This is a genomic window from Stenotrophomonas sp. 17(2023) (genome assembly GCF_030345315.1).
Classification (GTDB): Bacteria; Pseudomonadota; Gammaproteobacteria; order Xanthomonadales; family Xanthomonadaceae; genus Stenotrophomonas; species Stenotrophomonas acidaminiphila.
Genome location: NZ_CP128405.1, coordinates 39,931 through 55,000, shown reverse-complemented (window position 1 = coordinate 55,000; position 15,070 = coordinate 39,931). Strand labels below are relative to the sequence as shown.

Below are 15,070 nucleotides of genomic sequence, written 5' to 3'. Positions count from 1 at the left end.
GCTGAGATCGCCTCGTGGATGTGGGCGCTGGGCATCGGCATGGGCGTGACCTGCATCGGCCTGTCGCTGCGCTACCGCATGCCGGTGGTGACGGCCTGGTCCACGCCCGGTGCGGCGATGCTGGTGGTCGGCTCCGCGGCGCTGCCGCTGTCCGATGCGATCGGCGCGTTCGTGCTGGCCGCGTTGATGGGCACGCTGGCCGGCTTCTCCGGCGTGTTCGAGAAGGCGATGCGGCGCATCCCGGTGTCGCTGGCCTCCGGCATGCTGGCCGGCGTACTGCTGCGCTTCGGGCTGGACGTGTTCGTCTCGGTCGGCACGCAGCCGTTGCTGGTCCTGGCGATGTTCGCCACCTACCTGGGCGGACGCCGGCTGGCGCCGCGCTACGCGGTGATCGCCACCTTGCTGGTGGGCGTGGCCATCGCCGGCAGCCAGGGGCTGATGCACATGGACCAGGTGCAGCTGCAGCTGGCACGACCACTGTTCACCCTGCCGACGCTGTCGTGGGCGGCGGTGTTCGGCATCGCGTTGCCGCTGTTCATCGTCACCATGGCCTCGCAGAACGTCCCCGGCGTGGCGGTATTGAAGGCCTCCGGCTACGACGCGCCGATCTCGCCGGTGGTGGGCTGGATCGGCGTGGCCAATACGCTGCTGGCGCCATTCGGCGGGTATGCGCTGAACCTGGCGGCGATCACCGCGGCGATCTGCATGGGCCGCGACGTGCACGAGGACCGGGCGCGGCGTTATCCGGCGGCGGTGAGCGCGGGCGTGTTCTATATCGTGATCGGGCTGTTCGGGGCGACGGTGGCGGCGGTGTTCGCCGCCTTCCCCAGGGAGCTGATCGCCACCCTGGCCGGCATTGCGCTGCTGGGCACCATCGGCAACAGCCTGGCGGTGGCGCTGAAGGACGAGGGCGAGCGCGAACCGGCGCTGGTGACTTTCCTGGTCACCGCCTCGGGGCTGTCGATGGCCGGGATCGGGTCGGCGTTCTGGGGGCTGGTGGCGGGCGCGGTGACGTTGCTGGCGCTGCGCCGGCGATAGCGGTTGCGCGCTGGCCGCCGCCAGTGCCGGCGCATGCCGGCATTACAACGGCCGGACCTCGAATACCTGCTTGAGGACGTGGCTGCCGCCCGGCGCCAGTTCGATCAGGTCCGGGCCGACATTGCCGGCTTCGACGCACACGTAGTTGCGCCAGCCGGCGCCGATGTCGTCCATCTTCGCGGCGGCCGCTTCGCCGGCATTCCAGACGACGGCGGAACGGCTGCCCCGGGTGGTGATGTCGATGCTGCGGCCGAAGCCCGGGTCGCGCAGCACGTAGTGGCCGCGCGCCTGCGTGTAGATGCGGTCGCTGCGGCCGGGATCGCGCGGGTCGCGCAGGTTCCAGTCGCCCTGCTGGACGTGGGCGTTGCCAGCGTCGAGCTTGTCCAGGTAGGTCAGGCCATCCAGGCCGGCGACGTCGACCTTGAGCGCATCGCTGACGTTGAAGTAGTTGTGCAGCGCCTGGGTGAAGACCGCCGGCTGGCTGCCGGTGTTCTCGGTGATGAGCTCCTGCTCCAGCGTGCGGCCGATGCGCAGCTTCATGGTCAGGCGCAGCGACAGGCCCTCCAGCACGGGCGGCACCAGGGTCAGGAGCATGCTGCCATCGGCCTCGCGGCGGGCGTCGCGCAGTTCCCAGGGCACGGTGCGCACGAAGCCGTGCGAGGGGACGTCGCTGCCCTGGCCCTGCCTGGCGAAATACGGCCAGCACACCGGGCTGCCGCCACGGATCGGCGTCGGCGGTGGCTTCGCCGCGGGCGAGAGCCACATCACCTCGCGGCCGCCGTTGGGCACGAACGACAGCAACTGGCCGCCAAACACGCTGATCGCCGCGGTGGAGAACGGCGTCTCCACCTTCCAGGCGGTGAAGCCGTTGAAATCGCCTGTGTCCAGGCCCTGCACATCCTTCATCGGAACCTCGCTCCGTACGATCGCTGAGTGGACGAACCGCGAATGGTCGGCGGGCAGCCGGAACACGGTGGGCGGCGCCGGCCGGGCATCGCGCAACGCCTGCAGGATGCGGCTGCCGGCGCGGCCGTCGGCATTCTGCCAGCCCAACCGCTGCTGTTCGATGCGGATCGCGCGGCGGGTGGCGTCGCCGACCATGCCATCGGCGCTACCGATGTCGTGGCCGCGCGCGAGCAGCAGGGACTGCAGTTCGCGGCGCTCGCTGCGGCCCAGGCCGGGATCGTCGGTGGGCCATGCCGCGACCAGTCCATTGCCGCCGCGCAGGCGGTCGGCCAGGGTGGCGATGGCCAGCGCGTAGCTCTCGGCCGCGTTGTAGGAATAGATCGCGTCGTAGTTGCGGAACACCAGCAACGCCGGCCCCGTGTTGCCCGCCGGCAGCAGCAGCGCGGCGGGGCTGTCGTCGGCCATCGCCTCGGCCTGCACCGCACCACCATCGACCCCGGTGATGCCCAGCGCGCGCCACGCCGCCAGCGGCCTGCGCTTTCCGCGCCCGGCCACGCTGGCGTCGAACCCGGCGGGAATGCGTACTTCCACGCCCCACGGCTGGCCGCTGCGCCACCCCGACTGCTTGAGGTAGTTGGCGGTGGAGGCCAGCGCATCGGGAATGCTGCCGACCAGGTCGCGGCGGCCATCGCCATCGCCGTCGACCGCGATGCGCGCGTAGGTGGACGGCATGAACTGGGTCTGGCCGAAGGCCCCGGCCCAGGAGCCGGTGAGGCCATCGGCGACCAGGTCGCCGCGATCGATCAGCCGCAGCAGCGCCAGCAATTCGCTGCGGAAGAAGGCCTGGCGGCGCCCGTTGCAGGACAGGGTCGCCAGTGACTGCAGCAGCGGGCGCCGGCCGGCGATGCGGCCGTAGTCGCTTTCCACGCCCCATACCGCGACCACGGTGGCCGGATCGACCCCGTACCCGCTGGCGATCCGCTCCAGCAGTGCGCGATGGGTGTCGAGCATGGCGCGGCCGTCGGCCACGCGCTGCGCATCCACCAGCGCGGCGAGGTAGTCCCAGATCGGCGTGGTGAATTCGGGCTGGGCATCGAGCAGGGGCAACACGCCCAGGTCCGGGGTGACCTCGGCGAACAGCGCGTCGAAGCGTTCGGCGGGCATGCCCTGGGCCAGGGCCGCATCGCGCACGCCGGCACCGCAACGACCGAAATCGGCAAGGGCGGCATGCGCCTGGGGCGCGGTGGCGAGCGCGCCGGCCAGGGCCAGCGCCGGCAATCTCCGCAACGACTTCATGCAACGGCTCCCTGCTTCGCGCCATCCTGGAACGCAGCCCGATGATAAGAGGCGCGGCGCCCGCCGTGCGAACTCAAGCCGGCCGCAGCAGGCGCAGGCCGAACATGCGCGCGGGCGCATCCCAGGCGGCCGCCACCCGCAGGCCGACGGCGGCCGCCATCGCGGCGAACTGCGCATCGTCGTACTTGTGGCTGTATTCCACGTGCATGGCCTCGCCGTGTTCGAAGGCGAATGCATGCCCGGCCACGTGCACCACCTGCGCGCGGCGACTCACCAGCGAGGTCTCGATGCGCCGCCAGGGCACCACGTAGCGGGCACGATGAGCGAAGCAGGAAAGATCGAAGTCGCTGCCGATCTCGCGGTTAAGCCGTGCCAGCAGGTTGAGGGTGAAGTCGGCAGTGACCCCGGCCGCATCGTTGTAGGCGGCCTCGATCAGCGCCGGATCCTTGTCCAGGTCGATGCCGATCAGCGCCAGCCCCTCCTCGCCCATCGCCTGGCGCATGCCGCGCAGGATCGCCACCGCCGCGGCCTCGGTGAAGTTGCCCAGGGTCGAACCCGGGAAGAACAGCAGCGTGCGCCGCGCCGCGCGCCGTGGCGGCGGCAGCGCCGGCAGCGCGGTGAAGTCGGCGCAGACCGGGAGCATCTCGACCGCGGGGAAATCCACCGCCAGCGCGCGGATGCTGTCCAGCAGCGCGGTGCGCGATATCTCCACCGGGGTATAGGCCACCACGTCGTCCAGGCCCTGCAGCAGCAGCCGGGTCTTGCGGCCACTGCCGCTGCCGTATTCCACCACCCGCACCCTCGGCCCGGCATGCGCGGCGATCTCCGGCAGCACCCGGGACAGCAGCTCGAGCTCGGCGCGGGTGAGGTAGTACTCCGGTTGCCGGGTGATGCACTCGAACAGCGCCGAGCCGCGCGCGTCGTAGAAGTACTTGGAGGGCAACGCACGCGGCCGCGCCGACAGCCCGGCGAGCACGTCGGCGATGATGGTGGCACGGTCGGGACGGTGGTCGACCAACCCCTCCAGCAACGGATCGGCGCTGCCCATCAAAGATCCCTGGCCAGGCGCAGGCCGGCGAACTGCCAGCGCGCCGAGGGTGGAAAGAAATTGCGGTAACTGGGGCGCACGTGCCCGGCCGGCGTGGCGCAACTGCCGCCGCGCAGTACGAACTGGCCACACATGAACTTGCCGTTGTATTCACCGGCACTGCCGGGCAGCGGGCGGAAGCCGAGATAGCCGGTGTACGCGCTGCCGGTCCATTCCCAGACATCGCCGAACAGCTGCCGTGGCACGCCCGGCGCCGTGGCCGCGACGGCGGCCGGGTGCAGCAGGCCGGCGTCGGCGAAGTTGCCGGCCACCGGCCTTGCCGCGGCCGCCGCTTCCCACTCGAACTCGCTGGGCAGGCGCGCACCGGCCCAGCGCGCGCAGGCGTCGGCCTCGAACCAGCTCAGGTGGCACACCGGCGCATCCGGATCCAGCGCGCGCCAGCCGCCCAGGGTGTATTCGCGTTCCAGCGCCGGGTCCCAGTACAGCGGACGGCACCATTGCCCTGCCTGCAGCTGCGCCCAGCCGTCGCTCATCCACAGCAGGGGATCGCGATACCCGCCATCCTCGATGAAGGCGCGGTACTCGGCGTTGCTCACGGGGCGGTCGGCCAGCGCGTGCGCCGGGACCAGCACGCGGTGCCGGGGCGACTCGTTGTCGTAGGCAAAGCGCGCATGCGCGGGCCAGGCCGGCGCGCCGATCTCGACGATGCGTTCGGCGCTTTCGATCCACACCGCGTCGGCACGGGCAGGCAGCGCGGGCGGTGCGGGCAGGTCGTCGCGGTAGGCCGGCTGCAGCGGGTTGCTCCACAGCGCGTGCTTGATGTCGGTCAGCAGCAGTTCCTGGTGCTGCTGCTCGTGCTGCAGGCCCAGCAGCAGCAGGCGTTGGCCCTCCTCGTCCAGGCTGCCGGCGCGCAGGCACTGGCCGATGCGCTCGTCGACCTGGGCGCGGTACGCCAGCACCTGGGCCAGTGCCGGTCGCGACAGCAGCCCGCGTTGCGCGCGCGCATGCGCCGGGCCAACACTCTGGTAGTAGCTGTTGAACAGCACCTGCCAATGCGGCTGCAGCGGCCGGTAGCCGGGTAGCCGGCCAAGCACGAACTGCTCGAAGAACCAGGTGGTGTGGGCCAGGTGCCACTTGGCCGGGCTGGCGTCGGCCATGCTCTGCACCATGGCGTCCTCGGCCGACAGCGACGCCGCCAGCGCCAGGCTGGCCTGGCGCACGGCGCGGTAACGCTCGGCCAGCGTGGGCGGCGTTGTCGCAGCGCTGGAGGCCTTCAGCAATGCGGCACTGGAAATCTGCATGTCCCCGAGCTTAGTCATGCCCGGTTAGCGCGGCGTCATCGACGCCGGGCAGTGTTCAGGCAAGCGCGTCCAGGTAGTACCAGCGCCCGTCCTGGCGCACGAAGCGGCTGTGTTCCTGCATGCGCACGGCACTGCCGCCGCCGATGCGGTAGCGGGCGACGAACTCCACCTCGGCGGTATCGGCGCCGGTGACCCGGTGGCGCTTCACGTCCAGGCCGAGCCATTGCGTGCGCTGGCCCGGCGCATCGTCCAGCGACAGCGCCTGCGGCCGTGTATCGGGATGCCAGGTGGCAAGCAGGTAGCCGCTGTTTCCGGTGACGTAGGCGCTGTAGCGCGAACGCATCAGCGCCTCGGCATCGGGGGCGGCCTCGCCGGCATGCCAGCGCGCGCAGCAGCGGCCGTGGGGGTGGCCGGAGCCGCAGGGACAAGGAGAGGTCGGGGTGATCGGCATGCGCGTATTTTCCCTCCCCGCCACCGCCGCGGCCAGCCGGCACCGGCGTATGCTGTCGCGCCCCCCGTTCAGGTCCGACCATGCTGGAACTCCTGCCCACCGAGTTGCCCTGGCTGCTGGCCATCGCCTTCATCGCCGGGCTGGTGGACGCCGCGGTCGGCGGCGGCGGGCTGATCCAGCTGCCGGGCCTGTTCACGGTGCTGCCGCAGCACACGCCGGCCGCACTGCTGGGCACCAACAAGTTCAGCTCGGTGTTCGGCACCGGTGCGGCGACTTGGCGCTACGCGCGCTCGGTGCGGTTCCCGTGGCGGCCGGTGCTGCTGGCCGCGGCGACCGCGTTCGTGTTCGCCTTCCTCGGCGCCACCGCGGTCAGCCTGCTGGCCAAGGACGCGGTGCGTCCGCTGGTGCTGGCCCTGTTGATCGTGATGCTCGGCTACACGCTGGCGAAGAAGGACTTCGGCGCCCTGCACCGGCCGCGCGAAGTCGGCCGCCGCGAACTGGGCATCGCGCTGGCGATGGGCGCGGTGATCGGCTTCTACGACGGCTTCTTCGGCCCCGGCACCGGCAGCTTCCTGATCTTCCTGTTCATCCGTTTCTTCGGCCTGGATTTCCTGCGCGCTTCGGCCGCCTCCAAGGTGGTCAACCTGGCCACCAACGTGGCCGCACTGTCGTTTTTCGTGCCCAGCGGCAACGTGCTGCTGGCCTTCGCGGTGCCGATGGCGGCGGCCAACGTCGCCGGGTCGGTGACCGGCACCCGGCTGGCCCTGCGCGGCGGCACGCCGCTGATCCGCAAACTGTTCCTGCTGCTGGTGGTGGTGCTGATCGCGCGCATGGCGTGGGACACGTTCGCTGGCTGAACGCAGCAGGACGGATTGATCGAGGACAACGCCGCTACCACGCGCGGATGTGGATGATGGGGCGATGGCGGCTCTCCCCGGCCGCCCTGGAGACCCACCATGCAACTGGATTTTTCAGGCAAGGTCGCGCTGGTCACCGGCGCCGCCTCGGGCATCGGCGAGGCCGTCGCCCGGCAACTGGCCGCCGGCGGCGCGCAGGTCGTCGTCGCCGACCTCCACCGCGACGCCGCCGAGCAGGTGGCCTCGAGCATCGGCGCCCAGGCCCGCGCACGCCAGCTCGACGTCAGCGACGCCGACGCGGTACGGCAACTGGTGGACGCCACGGTGGCCGAGTACGGCGGGCTGCACCTGGCGGTCAACAATGCCGGCATCGGCGGCGCCAGCCAGGACACCGCCGACTACCCGCTGGAGGAATGGCACCGCGTGCTCGGGGTGAACCTGCACGGGGTGTTCTATTCGATGAAGTACGAGATCGCCGCGATGCTGGCCGGCGGCGGCGGTGCCATCGTCAACATGGCCTCGATCCTCGGCAGCAACGGCTGGGCCGGGTCCACCGCGTACGTCGCGGCCAAGCATGCGCTGGTCGGCATGACCAAGACCGCGGCGCTGGAGTACTCGGCGCGGGGGCTGCGCATCAACGCGGTAGGCCCCGGATTCATCGACACGCCGCTGCTCGCCGGCATGGACCGCGCGGCCTACGACGGCCTGGTCGCGCTGCATCCGGCCGGGCGCCTGGGCAAGGCCGCCGAAGTGGCGGCGCTGACCTGCTTCCTGCTTTCCGGGCAGGCGTCCTTCATCACCGGCAGCTACCACCTGGTCGACGGCGGCTTCTCGGCCCGCTGAACCACCGCGGCCGGCGGTGGCGGCGCGGGCCCGGCGGCTGCCGTCCGTCGGGTCCGCCCGCGTCTTCACCTGTTCGCTCCTAACGAATTGCTTACATGTCGCCCACGCCCGTCATGGTGGCGGGCGAGGTAGTCCGGCAATCCAAGGAGCTTCCCGATGACGTCGTTATCGTTGCATCCGCACCGCCTGACCAGAGCCATACAGCTTTCCCTGCTGTGCCTGTTGCCTGCCGTCGCCACCGCACAGGAATCCACCACCGCCCGCACCCTGGACACGGTCCAGGTCACCGGCACCCGCATCAAGAAGGCCGAACTGGAAACCCAGGTACCGGTGCAGGTGCTCACCCGCGAGACCATCGACCGCACCGGCTACACCTCGGTGGCGGACGTGGTGCAGCACCTCACCGCCAGCGGCGCCTCGCTGAGCACCAAGCTCAACTCCAGCGGCAACTTCGGCTTCCCGCCCGACGGCGGCGGCGTCGGTGCCGGTGCGGCGACGGTGGACCTGCGCCACCTGGGGCCCAAGCGCGTGCTGGTGCTGGTGGACGGCATCCGCTGGGTCAATGAATCCTCCGGCTCGGGCGTAGGCGCGTCGGTGGACCTGAACACCATCCCGCTGGCGCTGGTCGAGCGCATCGAGGTGCTGGAGGACGGCGCCTCGTCGATCTACGGCTCCGATGCCATTGCCGGCGTGGTCAACATCATCACCCGGAAGAACGTGGAAGGTGGCCGCGTCGAGGTCCAGTACGGCGACTACAACCTCAAGGGCGGCGGCACCACCGGCGTGGACTTCAGCTTCGGCCGCAGCGGCGACCGCGCGCAGTGGGTGGTCGGCGCCTCGTACTTCAAACAGAAGGAAATCTCCTCGGCCGAGTACCAGTGGGCACGCGAGCCGGTACCGGGCACCGGGCTGGCCAACGGCAGCTCGGCCACGCCGCAGGGCCGGCTGGTGTTCGCCGACCCGGGCGGCAATACCTACAGCATCACCTCCAACACGGGCGTCACCAGCCCGCGCTTCGATCCCACCCAGACCGGGTGCGTGCGCACCGACGACTACCACTGCTTCGCGACGCCGGACCGCTTCAACTTCGCGCCGTACAACCTGCTGCTGACGCCGAGCGAGCGCAAATCGGTGTTCGGCCAGGTGCGCCTGGACTTCACCCCTGCGGTCAGCGGCTGGTTCCGCGGCCTGTACAGCGAGCGCACGTCGGCCAACCAGGCGGCACCGGAGCCGATCTTCCTGGGCACCGATGCCGGCGTGTACAACGCGTGGGCCGAAACCCGGCTGGTGATCCCCGCCAACCAGCGCTACAACCCGTTCGGCTTCGACCTGACCACCATCGGCCCGGACGCCAACCTGTTCCTGATCGGGCGCCGCCCGGTCGAAGGCGGGCCGCGCCGCTACGAGCAGGACGTGAAGACCTGGTACGCCGCCGGTGGGCTGGAAGGCAGCTTCGAGGTCAACAGCCGGCCGTGGAGCTGGGACATCAACGCCATGTCCAGCCAGAGCAAGGCCACCCAGACCAACACCGGCAGCTACAACGTCAAGCACATCAACCAGGCGCTGGGCGACCCGGCGGCGTGCGCGGCCATTGCCGGCTGCGTGCCGCTGAACATCTTCGGCGGCCCCGGAACCATCACCGCGGACATGCTGGCGTGGATCTCGCCGGTGGTGCGCGACCGCAGCAAGAACACGCTGAGCCTAGCCTCGGCCAACATCACCGGCGAACTGGCCGACCTGTGGGCCGGGCCGCTGTCCTTCGCCGCCGGCGCCGAGTGGCGCCGCTACAAGGGCGAGTACTACCCCGACCCGATCACCGTGGCCGGCGAGTACAACGGCGTGCCGTCGGGCATCACCATCGGCAGCTATTCGGTGAAGGAAGCCTATGCCGAGTTCGACGTGCCGCTGGCACGCGGCGGCTTCTGGGGCAAGAGCGTGGATCTGAGCGTGGCCGGCCGGTATTCGGACTATTCCACCTTCGGCGGCACCGGCACCGGCAAGATCGGGCTGCGCTGGCAGCCGGCCGACGAACTGTTGCTGCGCATGTCCTTCGCGCAGGGCTTCCGCGCACCATCCATCGGCGAGCTGTACGGCACGCTGAGCCGCTTCGACGCCACCCTGGTGGACCCGTGCAACAACGCCGCCTCCACCACCCCCAAGTGCGTGGCCGATGGCGTGCCGCCGGGTTATGAGCAGGTCAATCCGCAGATCTCGGTAGTCACCTCCGGCAACCGCGACCTGCAGCCGGAGAAGAGCCGTTCGTTCATGGCCGGCGCGGTGTGGAGCCCGGGCTGGGCCGAGGGCAGCAGCTGGGCCAGCAAGCTGGACCTGGGCGTGACCTTCTACCGCCACACCATCGACGGCGCGATCCAGGCGCCGGATGCGCAGGCGATCCTCAACCGCTGCATCGACAGCCGCGACGCGGTGGCCTGCGCCAGCTACACCCGCAACGAACGCGGGCAGATCGTCCGCTTCGAGGACATCCTCGCCAACCTGGGCACGATCAACACCAGCGGCTGGGACTTCAGCGCGCACTGGCTGCTGCCGGAAACCGGCTGGGGCCAGCTGGGACTGGACTGGAAGGCGACCTGGGTCACCCGCTACGAGCTGGTCAACGAATCCGGCCAGGCCGAGCCCAAACGCCCCGGCGTGGAGGTCAACGACAGCTCGATTCCCGAATGGACCTCGAACCTGACCGCCAACTGGGACTACCGCAACTGGAACGCGAGCTGGTCGCTGCGCTACGTCGACCGCCTGCGCGAAAGCTGCGCCGGCGCCAACGGCTTCCCGATCTGCACCGACAGCGCGGCCGACCTGCACTGGCTGGGCGCCACCACCCTGCACGACGCGCAGGTGAGCTGGCGCACCGACGCGTGGATGAAAGGGCTGAAGATCACCGTCGGCGTCAACAACGTGTTCGACAAGAACCCGCCGATCTGCCTGAGCTGCACGCTCAACGGCTACGACCCGGGTACGTACGACCTGCCCGGCCGCTACAGCTACGCCCGGCTCAGCCTGGACTTCTGAGCCGCCACCCCGGCAACGACGACAAGACGACAAGGGGAGCCACCAGGCTCCCTTTGTCTTTTGCTGCCCCGCTCCGCAACGGCCGCCGCTTACCGGCCATGCTGATGCGCTGCGTCCAGTTGAGCCAGGCGACGCGCGGTGGCGTCATGGATGTCCGGCAGGCCGGCGCGGATTTCCCGGAGACCGGCCAGCACGGCCAGTGCCGGCGCAGCGACCCTGATTGCTTCATCGCACCGCTCCGCCCATCGATGCGTCCATCCGGGATGGCGGGCAATGCCGTACCACTTCGGCCCGCCGGCAGGCTGCCCTGCCCTAGCGCAGCAGCGCGCCGGCCAGCCCCATCAGCACCAGCACCATCACCGGCAGCATCGACAATGCGAAGCCCAGCGCGCGGCTGGACGGTGCGCTCACGTAGGCGCGCCAGTAGATGAAGCGGCCGACCAGGTACACCGCGCCGATGCCGGCGGCCCAGGCGGCCGGCCAGAAGCGCGCGGCGACGAACAGCGCCGGCAGCAGCGCGACCATCAGCTCCAGGGTGTTCATCTGCACCCGGTAGGCGCGCTCGAAGCCCTCGTGGCCGCTAACCGCCGGCGCCTTCACGCCGTAGCGGCCGCGCGCACGCCCGACCATCACGCCGAAGAACAGGTACTGGACCACTGCCAGCAACGCCACCAACTCAACGTAATGCATGGTTACTCCGGGATGCTCGCGCGGGAATGCGGGGCGCCGGCTCCGCGCCTGCCGGTCGCCTGGCGCGCGGCTCAGCGGCGCGCGTGGCCCACTTCGATGAAGCGCAGGAACTCGGCGCGGGTGCGGGCGTCGTCGTGGAAGCTGCCGCGCATGCGCGAGGTGACCATGCTGACGCCGCGCTTGTGGATGCCGCGGGTGGTCATGCACTCGTGCGAGCCCTCCACCACCACGCCCACGCCCAGCGGCTGCAGCACGTCCTGGATGACGTCGGCGATCTGCGCGGTCATCTTCTCCTGCACCTGGAAGCGGCGCGCATAGGCCTCGACCACGCGCGCCAGCTTGGAGATGCCGACCACGCGGCCGTTGGGCACGTAGCCCACGTGCACGCGGCCGATGATCGGCGCCATGTGGTGCTCGCAGTGGCTTTCGTACTCGATGTCGCGCAGCACGATCATCTCGTCGTAGCCGGCCACTTCCTCGAAGGTACGCGCCAGGTACTCGCGCGGGTCGTCCTGGTAGCCCTTGAACCAGTCGCCATAGGCCTCGGCCACCCGCCGCGGGGTGTCCAGCAGGCCCTCGCGGGCGGGGTCTTCGCCGGCCCAGCGCAGCAGGGTGCGCACGGCCTCCTCGGCCTGGGCCTGGGTGACGGACGGGTTGTTGGAGTCGGCCATGGGTGACGGCGCCTGGATTGCGGGGGTGGACATGCTACCAGCCGGGTGTCGCCGGGGCATCGCCGGCAGCGGCCGGAAACGACGAAGGCGCCCGCAGGCGCCCTCGTCCACGGCTTGGATGCGCTGCCCTTACTGGCTGAGCACGTCCTTCACGTAAGCCACGATCTCCGCGTCCTGCGCATTGTCGAAGAACGCCTGCTGGAAGCGCGCGCCGCCCACGGCCTGCTTCACCAGCGCCGGGTCGATCGACTTCAGGCCGGCGATGAAGTCCTTCGAGGCGCCCTGCTTCACCTGCGCCAGGATGCCGGCGTTGGTCATCTGCGACTCCCTGCGCTCGGCCGGGTAGCCCTGGCCGCGCTCGCCGGCGAAGGCCTTCTCGAAGATGTAGCGGATGTTGATCTCCGCGCCCCAGCCATAGCCCTTGGCGAACGGCAGCGACAGCGCGTTGCCGTTGTTGACCTGGGCGAACAGGAACGCATCGGTCGGCTCGATGCAGTAGCCGCAGTACACGCCCGGCCAGGCGTTGAGCGACATCAGCGCGCCCTGCCCGGTACCGCAGCCGGCAACCACGAAGTCCACGGCCCTGGCGTTGAGCAGCAGCGCGGCGCAGATGCCCAGGTGGATATAGGTCAGGCGGTGGTCGTTGTCGCCATCCATGCCGACGTTGAACACCTGGTGGCCCTGCGCGGCGGCCACGGTCTGGAGCTGTTCCAGCACCACCGGGTTCTTGGCGGCCTGGCTGAACTCCTGCATCAAGGCGATCTTCATTGCGTCACTCTCTGTTCGAAGGGGGAAATGCATGGCGCCCGACCGTAGCCGCGCGCCGGGGGATGCCGGATCAGCGCGCCAGCCAGCCGCCGTCGACCGGGATGACCGCGCCATTGACGTAGTCCGAAGCGCTGGAGGCCAGGAACACGGCCGTGCCGCCGAGGTCTTCCGGCCTGCCCCAGCGGCCGGCCGGGATGCGGTCCAGGATCGCCTTGCTGCGGTCCTCGTCGGCGCGCAGCTGCGCGGTGTTGTCGGTGGCCATGTAGCCCGGGGCGATGGCGTTGATGTTCAGCCCCTGCTGCGCCCATTCGTTGGCCAGCAGCCGGGTGATGCCGGCGATGCCGCTCTTGGACGCGGTGTAGGACGGCACCCGGATGCCGCCCTGGAAGGACAGCATCGAGGCGATGTTGATGATCTTGCCGCGGCCCTGGGCGATGAAATGCCTGCCGGCGGCCTGGCACATGAAGAACGCCGACTTGATGTTGACGTTCATCACGTCGTCCCAGTCCTTTTCGCTGAACTCCACCGCGTCTGCGCGGCGGATCAGGCCGGCGTTGTTGACCAGGATGTCCAGCCCGCCCAGGCCCTCGACGGCCTCGCGCACCACCCGCTCGACCGGCTCGATGCTGCCCAGGTTGGCCTCGATGTTGACGAAGCGGCGGCCCAGCGCGCGCACCTTGGCCGCGGTCTCCTCGGCCGGAACGATGCCGGCGCCGGCGATGTCGGCCCCGGCGGCGGCCAGGGCCAGCGCGATGCCCTGGCCCAGACCGGTATTGGCACCGGTTACCAGCGCGATCTTGCCTTCGAGGCTGAATGGATTCGTCATGGTGTTCCTCTCCCTGAGCGGTGGTACGGGGGTGGGTTGCGGTGCCGCGCCTTGCCCGGTGGGCGATGCCGCGCGGCGCTGGCGCCTGGCGGGTCCTGGACGGACCTGCCGGATGCGATTCGGGGCCATCATAGCCAATTGGGTAACCGGTGTCATTCCGCGCCGCGGAATACTGGCTTTCCTTTCCGGAACAATGGTTTGGGATCAATCCAGGGGCGGTTGGCAGGAATCGCGCACGATCAGGTGCGGACGCACGCTGGCGATCTGCAGCGCGGCCTGGCCCTCGGGCTGGATCAGCATCGCCGCGGCGGTGCGGCCGGTATCGCGGGTATTGCGCCGCACCGAGGTCAGCGACGGCCACAGCCGCGAGGCCAGTGGGCTGTCGTCGTAGCCGACCACCGACAGTTCGCGCGGGACGTTGATGCCGGCGCGCATGGCGACCTTGTAGACGCCGGCGGCCATCTCGTCGTTGCCGGTGAAGATCGCGGTCGGGCGCTGCTTGCCGAGCAGCAGCTTCTCGGCCGCGGCCACGCCCGATTCGAAGGTGTAGCCGGCCTCGATGATGCGCGCCGGCGGCAGTTCGATGCCACGCCGCTGCAGCGCGTCGATGAAGCCGGCGGTGCGCTCGTGCGCCGAGCGGTAGGCCGAGGGGCCGGTGATCAGGGCGATGTCGCGGTGGCCGAGCGAAAGCAGGTAGTCGGCGGCCTCGGCGGCGCCGTCGCGGTCATGGGTGATGACCATCTGCGAGGTGTCGTCCAGCGGCAGCGAGGCGATGCGGGTGTAGCGGCAGCCGATCTCCTCCAGCATGTCGGCCAGCGCCTGGTCCTCGGATGCGCGCGGCACCAGGATCACGCCGTGCAGCTTCTGCTGCTGCACGAAGCGCTTCACGCCCTCGATGTAGCCGGGGCTGCGGGTGTCGCAGGGATGCACCACCAGCTCGAAGCTGGAGCCGCGCAGCGCGTCGAGCGCGCCGTACTGCATGTCCACCACGTACTGCGCGGTGGGGTTGTCGTAGACCATGCCGATCAGGAACGAACGCCGGAACGCCAGCCCGCGGGCCAGCGGATCGGGCGCGTAGCCAACCTCGCGCATCAGCGCCTCGACCTTCTCGCGGGTGTCTTTGCGCACCAGCGGCGAGTTGTTGATGATCCGCGACACCGTCTTTTTGGACACGCCGGACAGGCGCGCGATGTCGTTGATGGTCGCGGCCCTGCCCAGCGGCCGGGTCGTGGCGTTGGAATCGGCCTTCTTGCGCAATGACATGTCCTTGCAAACCATCCAGCGGAACGGGTTCTGGCGGCGCCGCGCCCGGGGGGCACGGCGATGGGAGCGGCGCGGCGGCCTCCCG

Annotated in this window: 13 protein-coding genes (1 of these 13 cut by a window edge); 4 read left to right on the top strand and 9 right to left on the bottom strand. The window is 70.1% G+C overall.

What is annotated here, in order from left to right:
- Window positions 1-1,038, top strand: the 3' portion of a protein-coding gene (locus QQA12_RS00220) for a benzoate/H(+) symporter BenE family transporter (RefSeq protein ID WP_054661340.1). It extends 141 nt beyond the left edge of the window; the window shows 1,038 of its 1,179 coding nt (coding positions 142-1,179); its start codon lies off the left edge, out of view; its stop codon occupies window positions 1,036-1,038.
- 42 nt (window positions 1,039-1,080) lie between these two features.
- On the opposite strand, the gene QQA12_RS00215 is transcribed toward QQA12_RS00220, so the two are convergent.
- The 4 genes from QQA12_RS00215 to QQA12_RS00200 all read right to left on the bottom strand — a co-directional run bounded on the left by QQA12_RS00215 (window position 1,081) and on the right by QQA12_RS00200 (window position 6,040).
- The gene (locus tag QQA12_RS00215; protein WP_226049917.1) at window positions 1,081-3,240 is read right to left on the bottom strand and encodes a lytic murein transglycosylase; all 2,160 of its coding nucleotides are present in this window, start codon (window positions 3,238-3,240) and stop codon (window positions 1,081-1,083) included.
- A gap of 73 nt (window positions 3,241-3,313) precedes the next feature.
- On the bottom strand, window positions 3,314-4,288 hold the full coding sequence (gene egtD, locus QQA12_RS00210; RefSeq protein ID WP_226049916.1) for an L-histidine N(alpha)-methyltransferase: 975 nt from the start codon (window positions 4,286-4,288) through the stop codon (window positions 3,314-3,316).
- Window positions 4,288-5,589: an ergothioneine biosynthesis protein EgtB gene (gene egtB, locus QQA12_RS00205; protein WP_226049974.1), complete on the bottom strand. Its 1,302-nt coding sequence runs from the start codon at window positions 5,587-5,589 to the stop codon at window positions 4,288-4,290. Before egtB ends, egtD begins: the two co-directional genes overlap by 1 nt.
- Window positions 5,590-5,644: 55 nt before the next feature.
- Window positions 5,645-6,040, bottom strand: coding sequence for a YchJ family metal-binding protein (locus QQA12_RS00200; protein WP_226049915.1), 396 nt, complete (start codon window positions 6,038-6,040; stop codon window positions 5,645-5,647).
- A gap of 80 nt (window positions 6,041-6,120) precedes the next feature.
- Between QQA12_RS00200 and QQA12_RS00195 the strand changes: the two genes are divergently transcribed.
- The 3 genes from QQA12_RS00195 (at window position 6,121) to QQA12_RS00185 (ending at window position 10,767) form a co-directional block, all read left to right on the top strand.
- Window positions 6,121-6,897, top strand: a complete 777-nt coding sequence (locus QQA12_RS00195) for a TSUP family transporter (protein WP_054661324.1) — start codon at window positions 6,121-6,123, stop codon at window positions 6,895-6,897.
- 99 nt (window positions 6,898-6,996) lie between these two features.
- Window positions 6,997-7,740, top strand: coding sequence for an SDR family NAD(P)-dependent oxidoreductase (locus QQA12_RS00190; RefSeq protein ID WP_056932509.1), 744 nt, complete (start codon window positions 6,997-6,999; stop codon window positions 7,738-7,740).
- Window positions 7,741-7,896: 156 nt separating this feature from the next.
- Window positions 7,897-10,767, top strand: a complete 2,871-nt coding sequence (locus QQA12_RS00185) for a TonB-dependent receptor (RefSeq protein WP_226049914.1) — start codon at window positions 7,897-7,899, stop codon at window positions 10,765-10,767.
- A gap of 312 nt (window positions 10,768-11,079) precedes the next feature.
- Here QQA12_RS00185 and QQA12_RS00180 read toward each other — a convergent pair whose 3' ends face one another.
- The 5 genes from QQA12_RS00180 to QQA12_RS00160 form a co-directional block, all read right to left on the bottom strand.
- The gene (locus QQA12_RS00180; RefSeq protein WP_226049913.1) at window positions 11,080-11,457 is read right to left on the bottom strand and encodes an MAPEG family protein; all 378 of its coding nucleotides are present in this window, start codon (window positions 11,455-11,457) and stop codon (window positions 11,080-11,082) included.
- A 71-nt stretch (window positions 11,458-11,528) separates the two neighbouring features.
- On the bottom strand, window positions 11,529-12,128 hold the full coding sequence (folE, locus tag QQA12_RS00175) for a GTP cyclohydrolase I FolE (RefSeq protein ID WP_054661311.1): 600 nt from the start codon (window positions 12,126-12,128) through the stop codon (window positions 11,529-11,531).
- A gap of 129 nt (window positions 12,129-12,257) precedes the next feature.
- Window positions 12,258-12,896, bottom strand: a complete 639-nt coding sequence (locus QQA12_RS00170; protein WP_226049912.1) for an RpiB/LacA/LacB family sugar-phosphate isomerase — start codon at window positions 12,894-12,896, stop codon at window positions 12,258-12,260.
- Between the two features lie 70 nt (window positions 12,897-12,966).
- Window positions 12,967-13,722 carry a 2-dehydro-3-deoxy-D-gluconate 5-dehydrogenase KduD gene (kduD, locus tag QQA12_RS00165; protein WP_054661305.1) on the bottom strand — a complete coding sequence of 252 codons (756 nt, stop codon included), beginning with the start codon at window positions 13,720-13,722 and terminating at the stop codon, window positions 12,967-12,969.
- A gap of 204 nt (window positions 13,723-13,926) precedes the next feature.
- Window positions 13,927-14,985: a LacI family DNA-binding transcriptional regulator gene (locus tag QQA12_RS00160; protein ID WP_226049911.1), complete on the bottom strand. Its 1,059-nt coding sequence runs from the start codon at window positions 14,983-14,985 to the stop codon at window positions 13,927-13,929.
- Window positions 14,986-15,070: the final 85 nt, after the last annotated feature.

Bases quoted from the DNA above. Each gene is read 5' to 3' on its own strand.
- QQA12_RS00215 (WP_226049917.1), bottom strand. From the start codon at position 3,240: ATGAAGTCGTTGCGGAGATTGCCGGCGCTGGCCCTGGCCGGCGCGCTC.
- egtD (WP_226049916.1), bottom strand. From the start codon at position 4,288: ATGGGCAGCGCCGATCCGTTGCTGGAGGGGTTGGTCGACCACCGTCCC.
- QQA12_RS00160 (WP_226049911.1), bottom strand. From the start codon at position 14,985: ATGTCATTGCGCAAGAAGGCCGATTCCAACGCCACGACCCGGCCGCTG.
- QQA12_RS00185 (WP_226049914.1), top strand. From the start codon at position 7,897: ATGACGTCGTTATCGTTGCATCCGCACCGCCTGACCAGAGCCATACAG.
- QQA12_RS00170 (WP_226049912.1), bottom strand. From the start codon at position 12,896: ATGAAGATCGCCTTGATGCAGGAGTTCAGCCAGGCCGCCAAGAACCCG.
- QQA12_RS00195 (WP_054661324.1), top strand. From the start codon at position 6,121: ATGCTGGAACTCCTGCCCACCGAGTTGCCCTGGCTGCTGGCCATCGCC.
- egtB (WP_226049974.1), bottom strand. From the start codon at position 5,589: ATGCAGATTTCCAGTGCCGCATTGCTGAAGGCCTCCAGCGCTGCGACA.
- kduD (WP_054661305.1), bottom strand. From the start codon at position 13,722: ATGACGAATCCATTCAGCCTCGAAGGCAAGATCGCGCTGGTAACCGGT.
- QQA12_RS00180 (WP_226049913.1), bottom strand. From the start codon at position 11,457: ATGCATTACGTTGAGTTGGTGGCGTTGCTGGCAGTGGTCCAGTACCTG.
- QQA12_RS00190 (WP_056932509.1), top strand. From the start codon at position 6,997: ATGCAACTGGATTTTTCAGGCAAGGTCGCGCTGGTCACCGGCGCCGCC.
- folE (WP_054661311.1), bottom strand. From the start codon at position 12,128: ATGGCCGACTCCAACAACCCGTCCGTCACCCAGGCCCAGGCCGAGGAG.
- QQA12_RS00200 (WP_226049915.1), bottom strand. From the start codon at position 6,040: ATGCCGATCACCCCGACCTCTCCTTGTCCCTGCGGCTCCGGCCACCCC.